This is a genomic window from Streptomyces sp. QH1-20, assembly GCF_041283565.1.
Taxonomy (GTDB): Bacteria; Actinomycetota; Actinomycetes; order Streptomycetales; family Streptomycetaceae; genus Streptomyces; species Streptomyces syringius.
Genome location: NZ_CP166299.1, coordinates 5,574,177 through 5,592,119 on the forward strand (window position 1 = coordinate 5,574,177; position 17,943 = coordinate 5,592,119).

General features: G+C 70.4%; 17 protein-coding genes. 14 read left to right on the plus strand and 3 right to left on the minus strand.

The window, feature by feature from the left end; all coding sequences use genetic code 11:
• Positions 1-109 precede the first annotated feature (109 nt).
• Complete coding sequence (locus AB8O64_RS25420) at positions 110-790, plus strand: AAA family ATPase (protein WP_370421616.1); 681 nt, start codon at positions 110-112, stop codon at positions 788-790.
• Positions 791-818: 28 nt separating this feature from the next.
• On the opposite strand, the gene AB8O64_RS25425 is transcribed toward AB8O64_RS25420, so the two are convergent.
• Positions 819-1,349, minus strand: a complete 531-nt coding sequence (locus AB8O64_RS25425; RefSeq protein ID WP_370421617.1) for a hypothetical protein — start codon at positions 1,347-1,349, stop codon at positions 819-821.
• A gap of 376 nt (positions 1,350-1,725) precedes the next feature.
• On the opposite strand from AB8O64_RS25425, the gene AB8O64_RS25430 reads away from it, so the two are divergent.
• The 11 genes from AB8O64_RS25430 to AB8O64_RS25480 all read left to right on the plus strand — a co-directional run bounded on the left by AB8O64_RS25430 (position 1,726) and on the right by AB8O64_RS25480 (position 14,505).
• Positions 1,726-2,544 (plus strand): enhanced serine sensitivity protein SseB C-terminal domain-containing protein, encoded by an 819-nt coding sequence (locus AB8O64_RS25430; RefSeq protein WP_356452925.1) that lies wholly within the window; start codon positions 1,726-1,728, stop codon positions 2,542-2,544.
• 144 nt (positions 2,545-2,688) lie between these two features.
• Complete coding sequence (locus AB8O64_RS25435; RefSeq protein WP_356452924.1) at positions 2,689-3,447, plus strand: enhanced serine sensitivity protein SseB C-terminal domain-containing protein; 759 nt, start codon at positions 2,689-2,691, stop codon at positions 3,445-3,447.
• A gap of 468 nt (positions 3,448-3,915) precedes the next feature.
• Positions 3,916-4,914 (plus strand): ABC transporter permease, encoded by a 999-nt coding sequence (locus AB8O64_RS25440; RefSeq protein WP_365375549.1) that lies wholly within the window; start codon positions 3,916-3,918, stop codon positions 4,912-4,914.
• A 115-nt stretch (positions 4,915-5,029) separates the two neighbouring features.
• Positions 5,030-6,799, plus strand: a complete 1,770-nt coding sequence (locus AB8O64_RS25445) for an ABC transporter substrate-binding protein (RefSeq protein WP_370421618.1) — start codon at positions 5,030-5,032, stop codon at positions 6,797-6,799.
• A gap of 121 nt (positions 6,800-6,920) precedes the next feature.
• Positions 6,921-7,919: an ABC transporter permease gene (locus AB8O64_RS25450; protein WP_370421620.1), complete on the plus strand. Its 999-nt coding sequence runs from the start codon at positions 6,921-6,923 to the stop codon at positions 7,917-7,919.
• Positions 7,916-9,025 carry an ABC transporter ATP-binding protein gene (locus AB8O64_RS25455; RefSeq protein WP_370421621.1) on the plus strand — a complete coding sequence of 370 codons (1,110 nt, stop codon included), beginning with the start codon at positions 7,916-7,918 and terminating at the stop codon, positions 9,023-9,025. The genes AB8O64_RS25450 and AB8O64_RS25455 overlap by 4 nt, the downstream gene beginning before the upstream one ends.
• A 56-nt stretch (positions 9,026-9,081) precedes the next feature.
• Positions 9,082-10,119, plus strand: coding sequence for an ABC transporter ATP-binding protein (locus tag AB8O64_RS25460; protein ID WP_370423966.1), 1,038 nt, complete (start codon positions 9,082-9,084; stop codon positions 10,117-10,119).
• Between the two features lie 93 nt (positions 10,120-10,212).
• The gene (locus AB8O64_RS25465; RefSeq protein ID WP_370421622.1) at positions 10,213-11,625 is read left to right on the plus strand and encodes a M1 family metallopeptidase; all 1,413 of its coding nucleotides are present in this window, start codon (positions 10,213-10,215) and stop codon (positions 11,623-11,625) included.
• A 93-nt stretch (positions 11,626-11,718) separates the two neighbouring features.
• Positions 11,719-12,378, plus strand: a complete 660-nt coding sequence (locus tag AB8O64_RS25470) for a trimeric intracellular cation channel family protein (protein WP_130880043.1) — start codon at positions 11,719-11,721, stop codon at positions 12,376-12,378.
• A gap of 55 nt (positions 12,379-12,433) precedes the next feature.
• Complete coding sequence (locus AB8O64_RS25475) at positions 12,434-13,285, plus strand: thioesterase family protein (protein WP_370421624.1); 852 nt, start codon at positions 12,434-12,436, stop codon at positions 13,283-13,285.
• Between the two features lie 50 nt (positions 13,286-13,335).
• On the plus strand, positions 13,336-14,505 hold the full coding sequence (locus AB8O64_RS25480) for a cysteine desulfurase family protein (protein WP_370421626.1): 1,170 nt from the start codon (positions 13,336-13,338) through the stop codon (positions 14,503-14,505).
• Here AB8O64_RS25480 and AB8O64_RS25485 read toward each other — a convergent pair.
• Complete coding sequence (locus tag AB8O64_RS25485) at positions 14,502-15,158, minus strand: N-acetylmuramoyl-L-alanine amidase (RefSeq protein ID WP_370421627.1); 657 nt, start codon at positions 15,156-15,158, stop codon at positions 14,502-14,504. The genes AB8O64_RS25480 and AB8O64_RS25485 overlap by 4 nt on opposite strands.
• 121 nt (positions 15,159-15,279) lie before the next feature.
• Here AB8O64_RS25485 and mnmA point away from each other — a divergent pair, with 121 nt between their 5' ends.
• Positions 15,280-16,437, plus strand: coding sequence for a tRNA 2-thiouridine(34) synthase MnmA (gene mnmA / locus AB8O64_RS25490; protein ID WP_370421628.1), 1,158 nt, complete (start codon positions 15,280-15,282; stop codon positions 16,435-16,437).
• A gap of 102 nt (positions 16,438-16,539) precedes the next feature.
• On the opposite strand, the gene AB8O64_RS25495 is transcribed toward mnmA, so the two are convergent.
• On the minus strand, positions 16,540-17,142 hold the full coding sequence (locus AB8O64_RS25495) for a hypothetical protein (protein ID WP_370421630.1): 603 nt from the start codon (positions 17,140-17,142) through the stop codon (positions 16,540-16,542).
• A gap of 247 nt (positions 17,143-17,389) precedes the next feature.
• Here AB8O64_RS25495 and AB8O64_RS25500 point away from each other — a divergent pair, with 247 nt between their 5' ends.
• The gene (locus tag AB8O64_RS25500; protein ID WP_370421632.1) at positions 17,390-17,929 is read left to right on the plus strand and encodes a TIGR00730 family Rossman fold protein; all 540 of its coding nucleotides are present in this window, start codon (positions 17,390-17,392) and stop codon (positions 17,927-17,929) included.
• Positions 17,930-17,943 lie beyond the last annotated feature (14 nt).

Below are 17,943 nucleotides of genomic sequence, written 5' to 3' on the forward strand. Positions count from 1 at the left end.
GCGTGCGACGGACGGCCCGAGACCCCCTGAATTGGATTACCTTTTCTTTACGTTCGATGGGTAGGGGGTTCAGGGGCCGGACAGGGGAGGCCAGAGGAGGGGGACCACGGTGCGGGCGCGGGGTACGGACGCGAGAGGGGCGGGATCCGTGCCGCCTGGGCCACAGCAGGCACAGGGGGCAGGGCGGGACGTGGGGCCGACGGGTGTGCGCGATCTCCGCGGGGGTGCGGCCCCCGCGGTCCTGCGTTATCCGGCCGGAGATCTGCTCGTCGTCTCCGGGCTGCCCGGAAGCGGCAAGTCGACATTGATCCGACGGTCCGTGGCCGCCCTCGACAGCCGGGACGCGGTGGTCTGGTGCGTCGACTCACAGGACGCCCGGGACCGTCTGGAGCGCCGCACCCCGTCCTGGCTGCCCTACGGGGTCTACCGCCCGCTCGTGCGGATCGCCCACTACGCCGGACTGCGCCGGGCCCTGCGTTCGGACGCGAGCGCGGTCGTGCACGACTGCGGGCAGCGCGGCTGGGTCCGCCGCTGGCTCGTCCGGGACGCGCGGCGGCGCGGCAGCTCGGTCCATCTGCTGGTGCTGGCCGTGGACCCGGCCACCGCCCTCGCCGGTCAGGCGGCGCGCGGCCGCACCGTCTCCGCGTACGCCTTCGGGCGGCACCGCCGGGCGATGGCGCGGCTGGTCGCGGACACCGCCGCCGGGCGGCTGCCGGACGGGTGCGTGTCCGCGACGCTGCTCGACCGCGCCGCCGCCCGGGCGCTCGAGGGCATCGTCTTCGACGGCTGACGGCCGGGCGCACCGGGCCGGACAGGCCCTAGACGCCGGGAACCGGCAGCGGCAGCGCGCCGGTAGCGAGCTTCGGCACCGCCGTGAGAAGGGCCTGCAGATCCGCGACGACCTTGGTGATGCCCGCCGTCACCTTCGGCAGGTCGACGGCCACCACGGCCGCGAGCAGATCGGTGAGGTCCTTGGTCAGCTTCGCGAGGGCGTCCTGGATGTCCTTGACGGCGTCCGCCGGCAGTCCGCCGGGCGCGGCCGCTCTGGCCTTCACGGACTTCAGCAGCTTGTCGGCCGAGGCCTGGTACCGCTGGCGCAGATCGGCGAGCACGGCCTTGTTCGGCGTCTTGGACTGCGCCTCGGTCGCGATCTTGGCGGCCAGCGAGAGCAGCTCGCCCAGATTGGCCACGGTCTCCAGCTGCTGTGCCGTGGCCGCCTTCGGGTCCGGGGCCGCGGCCGTGAGGGCCGGTGCCGGTGCGGCGGCGAGGGCGGGACCGGCGGCACCCACGACGAGGGAGCCGCAGGCGACGACGGCTATGGCGGTGGAGACGAGCTTGTTGACGCGCATGCGGGGTGTGTCCCTTCAGTTCGGTGAGGCTGCCGGGGAGCTGTCCGCTCACCGTGTGCCGGGCCGGTAGCCGTGCGCAACTCATCACCTACCGTGAGTGGTGGCCGTGGTGCGTCCGCTCCACCCCTTTGACCTGCGCCTTCATGGGCCGCCCAGGAGTCGCCGCCTCCTGCCCGCGCTGCCCGCCGAAAGAGTGCGCGCGACCGCACCGCGGAGGCTCGCGCCCTATATCGGTACGGACGTCGCCACCCGCGCCGAACGCCCGGATCGGCACCGAATTCGGCGGCCGACGAGAGCGGCGGGGCCCGGAGCCGCTAGGGTTCGGATGCGGCTTTGTCGATACGGTGGTTGGACGGCGTTGGGCGAGTTGGACGAGATGAGCATCCCCGAGCAGTACGGCTGGACCCCCGCTCAGGGCAGTGTCCTCAATGACGGTCCCCAGGGCGGCGGCCCCGGTCTCCCGCAGGGGTGGCCCGCCAATGAACTCGAAGCGGTGCTCGCCGGCTCCCTCGGCGACCCCGGCGCCGGCCCCGCGATCGTCGAGGCCCTCGGCCGCAGCCATCTGTGGATACCGCTGCCGAACGGCGGTGGCCCGGACAGCCCGGACCTCGATCTCCCCACGCTCGAACTCGACGGCGCGGCGTTCGTCCCCGTGTTCAGCTCCGAGGCACAGTTCCGGAGCGTCGCCGGCGACCTGATGTCCTTCACCGTGGCGCCCGCCGTGGAATTCGCCCGCGGGCTGCCCCCGCAGGTGGGCATCGTGGTCAACCCCGAGGGCGCGGTCGGCGTTCCGCTGCCGCCCGCCGCGGTGGCCGCCCTGTGCCGGGCCGGGCGCAGCGCCCTGGACGGCGACGCCACCGGCGGCCGGGTCAGGCTCTTCGAGCCCGACTGGCAGGACGAGCCCACCGCCTTCCTCGCCGCTGCCGGGCTGGAATTCGCGGCCGCCGCCGTCGTGAGGACCGCGCGCCGCACCCTGGCGAGTGTCGAGGGCGGCGCCCCGGCGCTGTTCGTCGGCGTCGAGCTGGACCTGCCCGACCCCGGGAGCCGCACCGCCGCCCTGGACGCCCTCGGCCGGGCGCTGGGCACCGTGCCGGTGCCCTGGCCCGTACAGCTGGTCTTCCTCGACGTCGCACAGGACCCCGTCGGCGACTGGCTGCGGGAGAGGGTCCGCCCGTTCTACGACCGTGACCTGTGACTCCTCCCGTGCCCGCCGCCGCGGGCTCGTAAGCTGGTTGGATGACGACAGGGGGCGCGCAGTCACGCCCCCCTGCGGTGGAGAGACGGCCGAGAGAAGAGGCGGACCCAGGTGAGCGCGGGCGCGGAGAGCGGCGTGGAGCAGATGCTGCGCCAAGTGGCGCCCGGCAGGTACGACGCCTATGAGGCGCTGCTGCACGCCCTCGCCGAGGGGCAGATCTGGATGCTGCTGTGGCACGGGCAGGCCGGATCGCCCGACGCCCAGTACGGGAACATGGAGGTCGACGGGCTCGGTTACGCGCCCTGTGTGACCTCCGCGCAGGAGCTCGCCGCCAGCGGCTGGAACCGCGCCCACGAGGTCGTCCCCGGGCGGTCCATCGCCGCCTCCCTCTTCCCCGACCGCTGGGGCCTGTGGCTCAATCCGCACGCCCCCGGCGGCGGTGTCGGCATCCCGTGGCTCGACCTGCGGCGGATCACCGGCGGCCTCGACCGGCTGCCCGCCGGCCCCCTGCGGCTGAGCGAACCGGCCATAGACATTCCGCAGTTCTACGCCCTGCTCGGGCAGAACGCCCACCGCACGCCCGCCGTCCGGGCACTGCGCCGGGCCTGGGTGCAGCCCGCGCTGGGCACCCCGTATCTGGCGATCGGCCTCGATCTGTACGACACCTCGCAAGCCGCCGTGGAATCCGTGCGCTTGATGATGCAGCAGTCGATCAGTGTGGTGCCCGAGGGACTGCCGGTGTCCACCGTGGCGATGTCGGACGAGTACGACCCGGTCGCGATGTGGATGCGGGCCAACGCGCGGCCCTTCTTCGACCGTGACGCCTACGGCGGCGCCGCGCCCGCTCCTTCGGCCGGCTACGGCTATCCGCCGCAACAGGGCTGGCAGGCCGGGGCGTACTGACCCGGGCTGACCCCGGCTGCCCTCGGGCTGCCCCCGGCCGGGCCCGCCGGTTTCCTGCCCCTTCCCGCCTGAACGCCCCGCTCAGGGGGTGTTCATCCATGCGGCCGGGCCCGTCGACGGTAACTGACCAAACGTTTCAGCAGGTTGGCGCATCCGCTGATGGATCACGGATGTCCGTATAACGGAACCCTCCTCTACACATCACGGTTGCGCATCCATTGCCGGTCAGGTCTGGCGGGTGATCGTGAACGCGTTGAAGACTCCCGCATCAAGGGCCGTCGGCTCTCGCTCTTCGGGCCATCGGCCCTGCGTACGACCTGCTCCGCGTGAACTTCCCGCACCATCGCACCATCCATGCACCATCTGCACCAAGTGATGCACCAGTGATGCACCAGTGATGTGATCCAGCCGCCTTTCGGGCGGCGGGCGTTGGGCCGGTTGTGCCGGCCGAGAGGGGTCCACCAGACGATGACGGCACCATTGCACGACACGAGCGCGGCGGAGACCGCAGCCGTCGATGTCGCCGCCGGCGTCCCGGCGAAGGCGATCGAGGGGCGTTCCCCCTGGCGCATCGCCTGGATCCGGCTGAAGCGCGACAAGGTGGCCCTGTCCGGGGGCATCGTGGTGCTGCTGCTCATACTGGTCGCGGTCTTCGCCCCGCTCATCGTGAGCGCGTTCGGACATCCGCCGAACGAATTCCACGAGGAGCAGATCGATCCGCTGTTCAGCACCCCCAAGGGGGACTGGGGCGGCATCAGCGGCGACTTCCTCTTCGGCGTCGAGCCCGGCAACGGCCGTGACGTCTTCAGCAGGGTCGTCTACGGGGCCCGGATCTCGCTGCTCGTGGCCTTCCTCTCCGCGGTCGTCGCCGTCGTGGTCGGTACGGTCGTCGGCATCGTCGCCGGCTACTTCGGTGGCTGGGTCGACGCCGTCATCAGCCGGGTCATGGACCTGCTGCTGGCCTTCCCGCAGCTGCTGTTCATCATCGCACTGGTGTCCGTGGTGCCCAACTCGCTGTGGGGAATGTCTGGTTCAGGTGTGCGCATGGCCGTGCTGATCATGGTGATCGGCTTCTTCGGCTGGCCCTATGTGGGGCGCATCGTGCGAGGTCAGACGCTGTCCCTACGGGAGCGCGAGTATGTCGAGGCGGCGCGCAGCCTGGGCGCCGGACAGTTGTACATCCTCTTCCGCGAGCTACTGCCCAACCTGGTGGCGCCGATCACCGTGTACGCCACGCTGATGATCCCCACCAATGTGCTCACCGAGGCCGCGCTGAGCTTCCTCGGCGCCGGCGTCAAGCCGCCCACCGCGTCCTGGGGGCAGATGCTCTCCAAGGCCGTCAGCACCTACGAGTCCGACCCGATGTTCATGATCATCCCCGGCCTCGCCATCTTCGTCACCGTACTGGCGTTCAACCTCTTCGGCGACGGCGTGCGTGACGCGCTGGACCCGAAGGGTTCGCGCTGATCCCAACAGCCCAAGTCCGCTGTCGTACACCGCCCCTGTCGTTCCGTCAGGAGGCCGTTCCCGAAACAAGCCGGTCCGTCCCACGGGCCGCGTCGATCACGGAGGTCGCGACATCTTGACAACTCAGAGCACTTCGAGGCGGAGACTGGCCGCAGGGTCGGCCCTCGTGGTCGCGGCCCTCGTCGGCACCGCGGCCTGTGGCGGCGGCGGGAGCGGCGACAGCAAGGGCGGCAAGGCCGCGGGCTTCAACGCCGGTGTCGGCAAGGTGGCCAGCCCGTCCGACAAGAAGGGTGGCGAGCTGAAGTTCATCGGCACCCAGGACGCCGACTCGTGGGATCCGCAACGCGGTTACTACGGTTTCGTGTGGGACTTCGCCCGCTACTACGTCCGCACCCTCGTCACCCCGAAGGCCGCCCCCGGCGCGCAGAGCTCCACGCTCGTGCCGGACATGGCCACGGACACCGGCCGGATCTCGGCCGACAAGAAGACCTACACCTTCACGCTGCGCTCCGGCCTGACCTGGGAGGACGGCCAGCCCGTCACCTCCCAGCACATCAAGTACGGCATCGAGCGCACCTGGGCCACGGACAAGATCTCCGGCGGCCCGACCTGGCTGAAGGACACCCTGGACCCGGGGAACGAGTACAAGGGTCCGTACAAGGACACCTCCAAGGACAAGCTGGGCCTGAAGGCGATCGAGACGCCCGACGAGAAGACGATCATCTTCAAGCTGCCCAAGCCCAACGGTGACTTCCTCCAGATGCTGGCCCTGCCCGCGGCGGGCCCGGTCCGCCCGGACAAGGACACCGCGGAGAAGTACGGCAGCAAACCCTTCTCCAACGGCCCCTACAAGTGGGTCTCCTACACCCCGAACAAGGGCCTGGAGCTCGTCCGCAACGACAAGTGGAAGAAGGAGAGCGACCCGGTCCGCAAGGCCCTGCCGGACAAGATCACGGTCAAGCTCACCACCAACGCCGACGACATGGACAACCGGCTGATCGCCGGTGACTACGACCTCGACATCAACGCGACGGGCATGGGCTCGGCCGGCCGGCAGAAGGCGCTGCAGTCCCACAAGACCAACGTCGACAACCCCGAGACCGGCTTCATCCGCTACGCCGCCTTCCCGAAGACGGTCGCGCCGTTCGACAACGAGCACTGCCGCAAGGCCGTCATCCACGCCGCCGACCACACCTCGCTGCAGACCGCCCGCGGCGGCCCGCAGGCGGGCGGCGACATCGGCACCAGCATGCTCCCGCCGTCGGTCAAGGGCTTCGACGCCAATTACGACCCGTACGACGTCAAGCAGGGCAAGCCCAACGAGGCCAAGGCCAAGGAGGAGCTGAAGGCCTGCGGCAAGCCCGGGGGCTTCAAGACCACGATCGCGGTGCGCAACAACAAGCCGCCGGAGGTCGCCACCGCCGAGTCGCTCCAGGCGGCCCTGAAGAAGGTCGGCATCGACGCGCAGATCGACCAGTACGACGGTGCGCAGTCCACCGGCATCATCGGTGCTCCGAAGAACGTCAAGGCCAAGAACTACGGCATCATCATCATGGGCTGGGGTGCCGACTTCCCCAGTGGACAGGGCTTCCTGAAGCCCATCGCGGACGGCCGCTTCATCCAGCAGAGCGGTAACCAGAACTACCCCGAGCTCGACGACCCGGCGATCAACAAGCTCTTCGACGACGCCCTCGTCGAGACCGACCCCGAGAAGGCCGGGAAGATCTACCAGGAGGCCAACAAGAAGGTCATGGAGGGCGCCTGGTACCTGCCCTTCACCTACGAGAAGAACATCATCTGGCGCAGCTCCCGGCTGACCAACGTCTACACGGCCGACTCCTACAACGGCCGCTACGACTACGCCTCCCTCGGTGTCGTCAAGTGACAGTCCGTCCGCTCCACCGGCGCACCCGCCGCTAGGCCCGAAGGGCAGGTGAGGGCCGCGCGTGGCGGCCCGGGCGCCCCTTGACCCAAGGGGTTCCCGGGCCGCCGCCGGGCCGACCGCAGTGTTCGCTTATATCGTCAGGCGGCTGATCGCCGTCATTGTGATGCTGCTCGTGGTCACCCTCGTGACCTTCGGCATCTTCTTCGCGATTCCGAAGCTCACCGGAGCCGACCCCGCCGCCCTGTACGTCGGCAAGCAGGCGGACCCGGCCACGATCGAGGGGATCCGGGAGAAGCTCGGACTGGGCGAGCCGATCCTCGTGCAGTTCTGGGACTTCGTCACCGGCATCTTCGCCGGCCGGGACTACACCGGCGGCGGGACCACCGTCCGCTGCGACGCCCCGTGCTTCGGCTACTCCTTCCGCAACGAGCAGCCCATCTGGCCCGTGCTCCAGGACCGGCTGCCGGTCACGCTCTCGCTGGCCGGGGGCGCGTGTGTGCTGTGGGTGCTGGGCGGCGTCACCACCGGCATCGTCTCCGCGCTCAAGCGCGGCAGCCTCTGGGACCGCGCGGCCATGACCATCGCCCTGAGCGGTGTCTCGCTGCCGATCTACTTCACCGGTCTGCTCTCGCTCGCGATCTTCAGCTACGGACTGGGCTGGGTGAACGGTGAATACGTCGAATTCGCCGTGGATCCGGCCTCATGGTTCGCCGGGCTGATCCTGCCCTGGGTCACCCTCGCCTTCCTCTACGCGGCGATGTACGCCCGGCTCACCCGGGCCACCATGCTGGAGATCCTCGGTGAGGACTACATCCGCACGGCCCGCGCCAAGGGCCTGCGCGAACCCGTCGTCATCGGCAAGCACGCCATGCGCTCCACGATGACCCCCATCCTGACCATCCTCGGCATGGACCTCGGCGCGCTCGTCGGCGGCGCGATCCTCACCGAGACCACCTTCAACCTGCCGGGCCTCGGCCAGGCCGCGGTCAAGGCCATCAGCGACCGCGACCTGCCGCTGATCCTCGGCGTGACGCTCATCGCCGCGGCCGCCGTCGTGGTCGCCAACCTCGTGGTGGACCTCCTGTACGCCGTGATCGACCCCCGAGTGAGGCTCTCGTGACGGACCTTTCCAAGAGCGGCGCCGTCGGCGAGCCCGTCCGCGCGGGCGCCGCGGCCCCCTCCGCCTTCCTCGACGTGCGCGATCTGCACATCCACTTCCCCACCGACGACGGCCTGGTGAAGTCCGTCGACGGGCTCTCCTTCCAGCTGGAGAAGGGCAGGACCCTCGGCATCGTCGGTGAGTCCGGCTCCGGCAAGTCGGTCACCTCGCTCGGCATCATGGGCCTGCACACCGTCGGCCAGTACGGGCGCGGCAAGGCCCGGATCTCCGGGGAGATCTGGCTTGACGGCAAGGAGCTGATGACCGCCGACCCGGACGAGGTGCGCCGGCTGCGCGGCCGCGAGATGGCGATGATCTTCCAGGATCCGCTGTCGGCCATGCACCCGTACTTCACCATCGGCGCCCAGATCGTCGAGGCCTACCGGGTCCACCACGACGTGGAAAAGAAGGTGGCCCGCAAGCGCGCGATCGAGCTGCTGGACCGCGTCGGCATCCCCCAGCCCGACCGGCGGGTCGACGACTACCCGCACCAGTTCTCCGGCGGGATGCGCCAGCGCGCGATGATCGCGATGGCGCTGGTCAACAACCCCGAGCTGCTCATCGCGGACGAGCCGACGACCGCCCTGGACGTGACCGTCCAGGCGCAGATCCTCGACCTGATCCGCGATCTGCAGAAGGAGTTCGGCTCCGCGGTCATCATCATCACCCACGACCTGGGCGTCGTCGCCGAGCTGGCCGACGACATCCTGGTGATGTACGGCGGCCGTTGTGTCGAGCGGGGCCCGGCGGAGAAGGTCTTCTACGAACCCCAGCACCCCTACACCTGGGGCCTGCTGGGCTCGATGCCGCGCATCGACCGGGACCAGACCGAGCGGCTGATCCCGGTCAAGGGCTCGCCGCCCAGCCTCATCAATGTGCCGTCCGGCTGCGCCTTCAACCCGCGCTGCCCCTACGCCGACGTTCCCAAGGACGGCGTCACCCGCACCGAGCGGCCCGAACTGCGCCTGGTGACCGGTGGTGAGGGCGGCCGGCACCACTCCGCCTGTCACATGGCGCAGGAGGAGCGGACGCGCATCTGGACCGAAGAGATTGCGCCCAAGCTGTGAAGGACCGACCCGTGCCCGATAACGCCGTACCCGACAAGACCGCGCCCGAGCAGGACGTGACCATTCCCCGGCAGCAGGCGCCCGGGGCCGAGCCCCTGCTCAAGGTCGAGGGCCTGGTCAAGCACTTCCCGATCAACAAGGGGCTGCTGCGCCGCCAGGTGGGCGCGGTGCAGGCCGTGGACGGCATCTCCTTCGACGTACGGCCGGGGGAGACCCTGGGCGTGGTGGGCGAGTCCGGCTGCGGGAAGTCCACCATGGGCCGGCTGATCACCCGGCTGCTGGAGCCCACCGGCGGGCGGATCGAGTTCGAGGGCAAGGACATCACGCACCTCGGCGTGGCCGGAATGCGGCCGATGCGCCGCGACGTCCAGATGATCTTCCAGGATCCGTACTCCTCGCTGAATCCCCGGCACACCGTCGGCTCGATCGTCAGCGCGCCGTTCAAGCTCCAGCGGATCACGCCCGAAGGCGGGATCAAGAAGGAGGTCCAGCGACTGCTGGGGCTGGTGGGCCTCAACCCGGAGCACTACAACCGCTATCCGCACGAGTTCTCCGGCGGGCAGCGGCAGCGCATCGGCATCGCCCGGGCGCTCGCGCTCAAGCCCAAGCTGGTGGTCGCGGACGAGCCGGTCTCCGCGCTGGACGTGTCGATCCAGGCCCAGGTGGTCAATCTGCTGGACGACCTCCAGGACGAGCTGGGTCTCACCTACGTGATCATCGCGCACGACCTGTCGGTCATCCGGCACGTCTCCGACCGGATCGCGGTCATGTACCTCGGGAAGATCGTCGAGTTGGCCGACCGCAAGGCGCTGTACGAGAAGCCGATGCACCCCTACACCAAGGCGCTGATGTCCGCGGTGCCGGTGCCGGACCCGAAGCGGCGGGCGAAGCGGGAGCGGATCCTGCTCAAGGGCGATGTGCCCTCGCCGATCTCACCGCCGGCGGGGTGCCGTTTCCACACCCGCTGCTGGAAGGCGACGGACGTGTGCAAGCAGCAGGAGCCGCCGCTGATCCCGCTGGTGACGGGCCATCAAGTGGCCTGCCACCACCCCGAGAACCTTCCGGAAGAGGCTGTGACGAACGTCCCGGCATGACAAATCGGTAAAGCTCTTGGCTGGTTGGGGCGGGAGGAGGCAGAGTCGGCGCGTGCGCTGCATTGGCGTTCGCGTGTTCGAAAGGAACGACTCATGGCACTCTCCCGCCGCTCCGCCCGGCACCGCTCGACCAGACTTCTCGCCCTCGCCACCGCTGCGGCGTCCGTGTGGGTGATCTCCGCCGCCCCGGCCCCCGTGCCGGGAGCGCCCGGTGTGGGTGACTCCTACTTCCCGAACCTGGGCAACGGCGGCTTCGACGTCCGGCACTACGGGCTCGATATCGGCTACACGCCCGACACCGGGAGGCTCGAGGGGCGGGCCACCATCACCGCGCGGGCCACCACGTCGCTCTCCTCCTTCCATCTCGACCTCCAGCAGCTGAAGGTCACCTCGGTCGAGGTGAACGGCAAGCGCGCGCACTTCACCCGCAGCGGCGACGAGATCAACATCCGCCCCGGCCGGCACCTGGCCAAGGGCCGGACCTTCACCACCACGGTGACGTACGGCGGCATACCCAAGCCGCTCAGCGGCCCCATCATCTTCGGTTCCAAGTACGGCTGGATGAAGACCCCCGACGGCGTCTTCGTCGCCTGCGAGCCCAACGCCGCCTCCACCTGGTTCCCCTCCAGCGACCACCCCTCGGACAAGGCGGCCTTCGACGTCCGGATCAAGGCTCCCAAGGGCCTCACCGGCATCTCCAACGGCCGGCTGGTCTCCACCCGCACCCAGGGGTCCAAGACCGTCTCGCACTGGCGGGCCACCCGGCCCATGGCGCCCTACCTCGCCACCGCCACCATCGGGAAGTTCGACGTCCGCACGGGCAAGACCCCCGCCGGTACCCCGATCTACGTGGCCATCGACCCGAAGCTCAAGGACAAGATCCCGGTCGACTTCTACGGGATCACGGCCGAGGCCACCGACTACTGGTCGAAGGTCTTCGGTCCGTACCCCTTCGAGGAGACGGGCGCCATCGTCGACGACATGCCGGATGCCGAGTTCTCGCTGGAGACCCAGACCAAGCCGGTCTACTCCGCGGTCCGGGACGAGGAGACCATCGTCCACGAGCTGGCCCACCAGTGGTTCGGCGACTCCGTCTCGGTGCGCGAGTGGAAGAACATCTGGCTCAACGAGGGCTTCGCCTCCTACGCCGAGTGGCTGTGGACCGAGCACAAGGGCAAGAAGAGCGCCCACCAGTCCTTCTTGGACGCCTACAACCGCTACGGGGCCGACGACCCGTTCTGGAAGATCGTCGTCGCCGACCCGCAGCGCGACACGATGTTCTCCCGGGCGGTCTACACGCGCGGGGCGATGGCCCTGCAGGCCCTGCGTGAGCGGATCGGCGACAAGGCCTTCTTCAAGCTGCTGCCGCTGTGGACCTCGCAGCACCGCTACGGCAACGCCGAGATCAAGCAGTTCATCGCGCTTGCCGAGAAGGTCTCGGGCCAGAAGCTCGGCGGCCTGTTCGACACCTGGATCAAGAAGCCGGGCAAGCCCGCGCTGCCGTAGCGCCGAGGGGCTGTGGGGCTGGGTAGAGTCAGTGGGAGTGCTGGGGACAGTGGGGAGGTCGGGACCACTGTCCGCGACGGGTAAGAATGTCGCGTGCTCACCGATCTGTTCAGCCCCTCAGTCCAGCATTCACTGGATCTCGTCGGGATCTTCGTCTTCGCCATCTCGGGTGCGCTGCTCGCCGTGCGGAAGAACTTCGACGTCTTCGGCATGACCGTGCTCGCCGAGGTCACGGCGCTGGGCGGCGGCGTGCTGCGGGACCTGATCATCGGTGCCGTACCGCCCGCCGCCTTCACCGACCTCGGCTACTTCCTGACCCCGATGCTGGCCACCCTGCTCGTCGTCTTCCTGCACCCCGAGGTCGAGCGGATCACCAAGGCGGTGGGTGTCTTCGACGCCGCCGGGCTGGGCCTGTTCTGTGTCACCGGCACGATGAAGGCCCACGCCTACGGGCTCGGTCTCACCTTCGCCGCCGCGCTCGGCGTGGCCACGGCGGTCGGCGGCGGCGTGCTGCGCGACATCCTCGCCCATGAGGTGCCCTCGCTGCTGCGCTGGGACCGCGATCTGTACGCCGTGCCCGCGATGATGGGGGCGACGATGGCCGCCCTGCTGATCCACTTCGACGCGCTCTCCGCCACCACCAGCGTGATCCCGGTCCTGACGGCGTTCGCGCTGCGGCTGCTGTCGATGCACTTCCACTGGCGGGCGCCGCGCGCCTGGCACCGACGCAGCGCGGCCGCCGAAGAGGTGTGACGCCGGGGCACACTGGACCTACCAGTCAGTAACTTCCGGGTGTAGCGTGCGGAGCATGGCACAGGGAACCATCGGCACCAGCGAATTCGACCGGGACACCGCCCTTGCGCGGCGCTCACCCCTCACACCCGGCACCTCCGCCGTGTTCGACGCGGACCTCTCCGCGGGGTGGACCATCGGGCACGCCGTCAACGGCGGCTACCTCCTCGCCCTGCTGGGCCGGGCCCTCGGCGAGACCCTCCGGCACCCCGACCCCTTCTCCATCACCGCGCACTACCTCTCCGCCTCCAGGCCCGGACCCGCCCTGATCCGCACCGAGCAGATCCGAGCCAGCCGGTCGCTCTCCACGGGCCAGGCCACGCTGCTCCAGTTCGACGAGGACGGCGCCGAGGTCGAGCGCATCCGCGTCCTGGCCACCTACGGCGAGCTGGACGCCCTCCCCGAGGACGTCCGCACCACCGCCAAGCCTCCGGCCGTCCCGCCCTACGAGCAGTGCCTGAGCAGCAAGGACGGCGACCCCTCGACAACGCCCGAGATCGCCGGGCGCCTCGACGTCCGGCTCGACCCGGCCACGGCCGGCTGGGCGCTCGGCGCCCCCGGCGGGCAGGGCGAGATGCGCGGCTGGTTCGGCCTCGCCGACGGCCGCGACCCCGACCCGCTCGCCCTGCTGCTGGCCGTCGACGCGCTGCCGCCCGCCGTCTTCGAGCTGGGCGTGACCGGCTGGGTCCCCACCATCGAACTCACCGCCCACGTCCGCAGCCGGCCCGCCCCCGGACCGCTGCGGGTCTCCGTCAGCACCCGCAACCTCGCGGGCGGCTATCTGGAGGAGGACGCCGAGGTCTGGGACAGCCAGGACCGCCTGGTGGCGCAGTCCCGCCAGCTGGCGCGGGTGCTGCGCACCTCCTGACCGGAACGCCCGGTACGGCGCCCGGGCCCAGCTCGTAGAATCGTCCCACCATGGCCTACCTCGACCACGCCGCCACCACCCCGATGCTCCCGGAAGCGGTGCAGGCGATGACCGCCCAGCTCGCCCTCGCCGGGAACGCCTCCTCGCTGCACGCCGCCGGGCGCCGCGCGCGCCGTACCGTCGAGGAGGCGCGCGAATCCCTCGCGACATCGCTCGGCGCGCGCCCCAGCGAAGTGGTCTTCACCGCGGGCGGCACCGAAGCGGACAACCTCGCCGTCAAGGGCCTGTACTGGGCCCGCCGGGACGCCGACCCGGCCCGCCGCCGTGTCCTCGCCAGCCCCGTGGAGCACCACGCCGTCCTCGACGCCGTCGACTGGCTCGCCACGCACGAGGGGGCGACCGTGGAGTACCTGCCCGTCGACTCCCACGGGCGGGTGCACCCCGACGCGCTGCGCGAGGCCATAGCCCGCGACCCCGACGACGTGGCCCTGGCCACCGTCATGTGGGCCAACAACGAGATCGGCACGGTCATGCCGGTCCGTGAACTGGCGGACGTGGCGGCCGAGTTCGACGTCCCCCTGCACGCCGACGCGGTACAGGCCTTCGGTCAGCTGGACGTCGACTTCGCGGCGTCGGGGCTGGCCGCGATGACCGTCAGCGGTCACAAGGTCGGCGGCCCGTACGGCATCGGCGCCCTGCTGCTGGGCCGCCGGTACGCCCCCGTACCCCTGCTGCACGGCGGCGGCCAGGAGCGGCACGTGCGCTCCGGGACCCTCGACGTGCCCGCCATCGCCTCCTTCGCGGTCGCGGGCGTGCTCGCCGCCGAGCGGCGCGAGCACTTCGCGCGCGAGGTCGGCGCGCTCCGCGACGAGCTGGTCGAGGCGGTCCTGGCGGCCGTGCCGGACGCGGTGCTCGGCGGCGACCCCGACCCGGCGGGCCGGCTGCCCGCCAACGCCCACTTCTCCTTCCCCGGCTGCGAGGGCGACTCGCTGCTCCTGCTGCTGGACGCCCAGGGCATCGAGTGCTCCACCGGCTCCGCCTGCACCGCCGGGGTCGCCCAGCCCAGCCATGTGGTCCTCGCCACGGGCACGGACCGGGACCTGGCCCGCGGCACGCTGCGCTTCTCCTTCGGCCACACCTCCACCAAGGAGGACGTGGCCGCCGTGCGGGATGTCATCGGCTCGGTGGTGGAGCGGGCCCGCACGGCCGGTCTCAGCTAGCGCCTGTCCGCCGCCCGGACGAGCTTCAGATACCGGTCCCAGTCCCAGTGCGGGCCGGGATCGGTGTGGTCCGTGCCCGGCACCTGGGAGTGGGCGACGATGTGGTCCCGGTCCGCCGGGAAGTCGTAACGCGCGCAGATCCCGGCCGTGAGCACGGCCGACGCCCGGTACATCGCGTCCGTGAAATCGCCGGGCCGGTCCACGTAGCCCTCGTGCTCTATGCCGACGCTGCGCTCGTTGAAGCGGCGGTTCCCGGCGTGGAAGGCCACGTCCAGCTCGCGGACGGTCTGTGCGATGTGACCGTCCTTGCGCACGACGTAGTGCGCGGCGGCCTCGTGCAGGGGGTTGCGGAAGACCCGGAGGGCATCGCCGTAGCTGCCCTGGACCACATGGATCACGACCCGGTCGACGGTGTAGTCGGCCGGCCGGTGCGCCCACCGCCAGTTCGCCGACGACGCGGCGACCCACTCGGCGCCGTCGTGGTCGAGCTCGCCGTCCGTGCGCGGACGCTCCAGGCCGGCGGCCCGGTACCACCACGGCAGGAGGTCGTCCCGCCTCGCGTATCCCGCGGCCCCGGCGGCGACCACGGCGGCCCCGCCGCCGATCAGCAGCCCGCGACGGCTGATCCGCTGTGTTTTCGGCTCCACGTGCACCAGAACGCGTACGGCGTCCCCCTGGTTCCAGCCGGGGCTCCGCCCCGGACCCCGGTCCTCAAGCGCTGGACGGGCTGGAAAATCCAGCCGGTCCGGACGCACCCCTTACTCTGGTAGAGCTATGACTGACTTCCCCGGTGCACCTTCAGGGCCTCGTGACGGCCGTCGCCTCCGCGTACTCGCTGCGATGTCCGGCGGTGTCGACTCCGCCGTGGCGGCCGCCCGCGCTGCCGAAGCCGGGCACGAGGTGACCGGTGTGCACCTCGCGCTGTCGGCGAACCCGCAGTCCTTCCGCACGGGTGCGCGCGGCTGCTGCACCATCGAGGACTCGCGTGACGCCCGTCGCGCCGCCGACGTCATCGGCATCCCCTTCTACTGCTGGGACCTCGCCGAGCGCTTCCGCGAGGACGTGGTCGAGGACTTCATCGCGGAGTACGAGGCCGGGCGCACGCCCAACCCCTGTCTGCGCTGCAACGAGAAGATCAAGTTCGCGGCGCTGCTCGACAAGGCCCTCGCGCTCGGCTTCGACGCGGTCTGCACCGGCCACTACGCGACGGTCGTGCTGAACGAGGACGGCACCCGCGAGCTGCACCGCGCGAGCGACATGGCCAAGGACCAGTCGTACGTCCTGGGCGTGCTGGACGAGAAGCAGCTGGCCCACGCGATGTTCCCGCTGGGCGACACCCTGACGACCAAGGACGAGATCCGGGCCGAGGCGGAGCGCCGCGGACTGGCCGTGGCGAAGAAGCCCGACAGCCACGACATCTGCTTCATCGCCGACGGCGACACCCAGGGCTTCCTCGCCAAGCACCTGGGCACCTCCGAGGGCGACATCGTCGACGAGACCGGCACCAAGGTCGGCACCCACGAGGGCGCGTACGGCTTCACCATCGGCCAGCGCAAGGGCCTGCGCATCGGCCACCCGGCCCCCGACGGCAAGCCGCGCTACGTCCTGGACATCTCCCCGGTGAACAACACGGTGACGGTCGGCCCCGTGGAGGCCCTGGACGTGACCGCCCTGACCGCGATCAAGCCCCGCTGGTGCGGGGTGGCCCCGGAGGGCGTCGGCACGTACACGGCGCAGCTGCGCGCGCACGGCGGCGAGACGTCGGTGACGGCCGAGCTCGTCGGCGAGGAGCTGCGCGTGTCCTTCGCCGAGCCGGTCCGCGGTGTGGCCCCCGGCCAGGCCATCGTGCTCTACGACGGCACCCGGGTCGTCGGCTCGGCCACGATCGCGGCGACGGACCGCGTTTCGGCGGCCGCGGCCCACAGCGGCTGACGACGACCGTCCCGGTACGCCCGGCCCCGCACACACAGCGGCGCCGGGCGCCGGTCTTTTCCGGCACCCGGCGCCGCCGGATGAAGAGGTGTCCCTCGGAGGTCAGTGCTGCGTCGTGGTGCGCAGGACGTTCGTGACCTCGCACTTGCCGCCGCTCCGGGGTGCGCCCGGCTTGGGGACGTAGGGGGTCGAGACGTCGAGGTTGCTCGTCTTGCCCGGCTGGACCCACGGGATGGACGGGTTGCGGGTGCCGATGACGGCACCGTCCGGGCCCGTGAACTTCACGGTGATGCGGTAGTCGTAGGAGGCCGTCGAGCTGCTGTTGGTGGCGGCCAGCTTCGCGGTGATGCCGAGCCGGTCCGTGTACGCGCAGTCGAGGATCTTGATGTCCCGCATCGCGGAGTTCCGGCTCCCGCTGCCGCCGGTCGAGCCGTAGGTGGTCGAGCCCGAGGAGGTGGTCGAGTCGCCGGACGTGCCGCTCGTGGTGCCGGAGGTCATACCGGAGGAGGTCGTGCCGCCGCTCGTGAGGCCGCTGGTGGAGTCGCCGGACGTGCCCCCCGACGTGCTGCCGCCGGAGGAGGACGAGGAGCTGTGGCTCGACCCGCCGCCACCACCGCAGCTGCCGCCGTGGCTGCCGCGCGCACCGGTCAGGGCGACGACGGCGATGACGAATACGGCGGCGCCGCGGACATGACGAAGCTTCACGTGAGAACTCCCCCGAGGAATTGGCTTGATTTGGGCCCGCTTGACGAGCGCACGTCAGGCTAGCAATGCCGGGCCGAGCCCCCAAATCGCGGCGAGGACTGTGACGAGGTCGCGACGGAACAGATCCGGAAACGGGACAGAGGATGTCTGAAAGCAGGTCATAGCGGAGGTCCGTACGATTCGCGCCCTTGTTCCGACGGGGACGAGCCGCCGCCGGGCCGCATATCCGCGCGCGTACCGTGGGCTTATGCATATTTCCGTCTTCTGCTCCGCCGCCGACCTCGACGACCGCTACACCACCCCCGCCCGGGAATTCGCCGAACTCATCGGCAAGGGCGGGCACACCCTGGTCTGGGGCGGTTCGGAGTCCGGCCTGATGAAGGTCATGGCGGACGGCGTCCAGGCGCACGGCGGGCGGCTGGTCGGGATCTCGGTGGAATTCCTCGCGGCGAAGGCCCGTAAGAACGCCGACGAAATGGTGATCACCAAGGATCTCGCCGAGCGCAAGGCGCAGTTGCTCGCACGGGCCGACGCAATCGTGATCATGGTCGGTGGTACGGGAACGCTCGACGAGGCGACGGAGATCCTGGAGCTGAAGAAGCACGGAATGCACACCAAGCCCGTGGTGCTGCTGAACGCCGCGGGTTTCTACGACGGGCTCAAGCAGCAGTTCCAGCGGATGGACGCGGAGGGTTTTCTGCCGGTTCCCCTCGCCGACCTGGTGTTCTTCGCGGAGGACGGGGTGGGCGCGATGGCGTACCTGGAGGAGTCCGCCGGGATTCAGTAGGGCAAGCTGGGCGG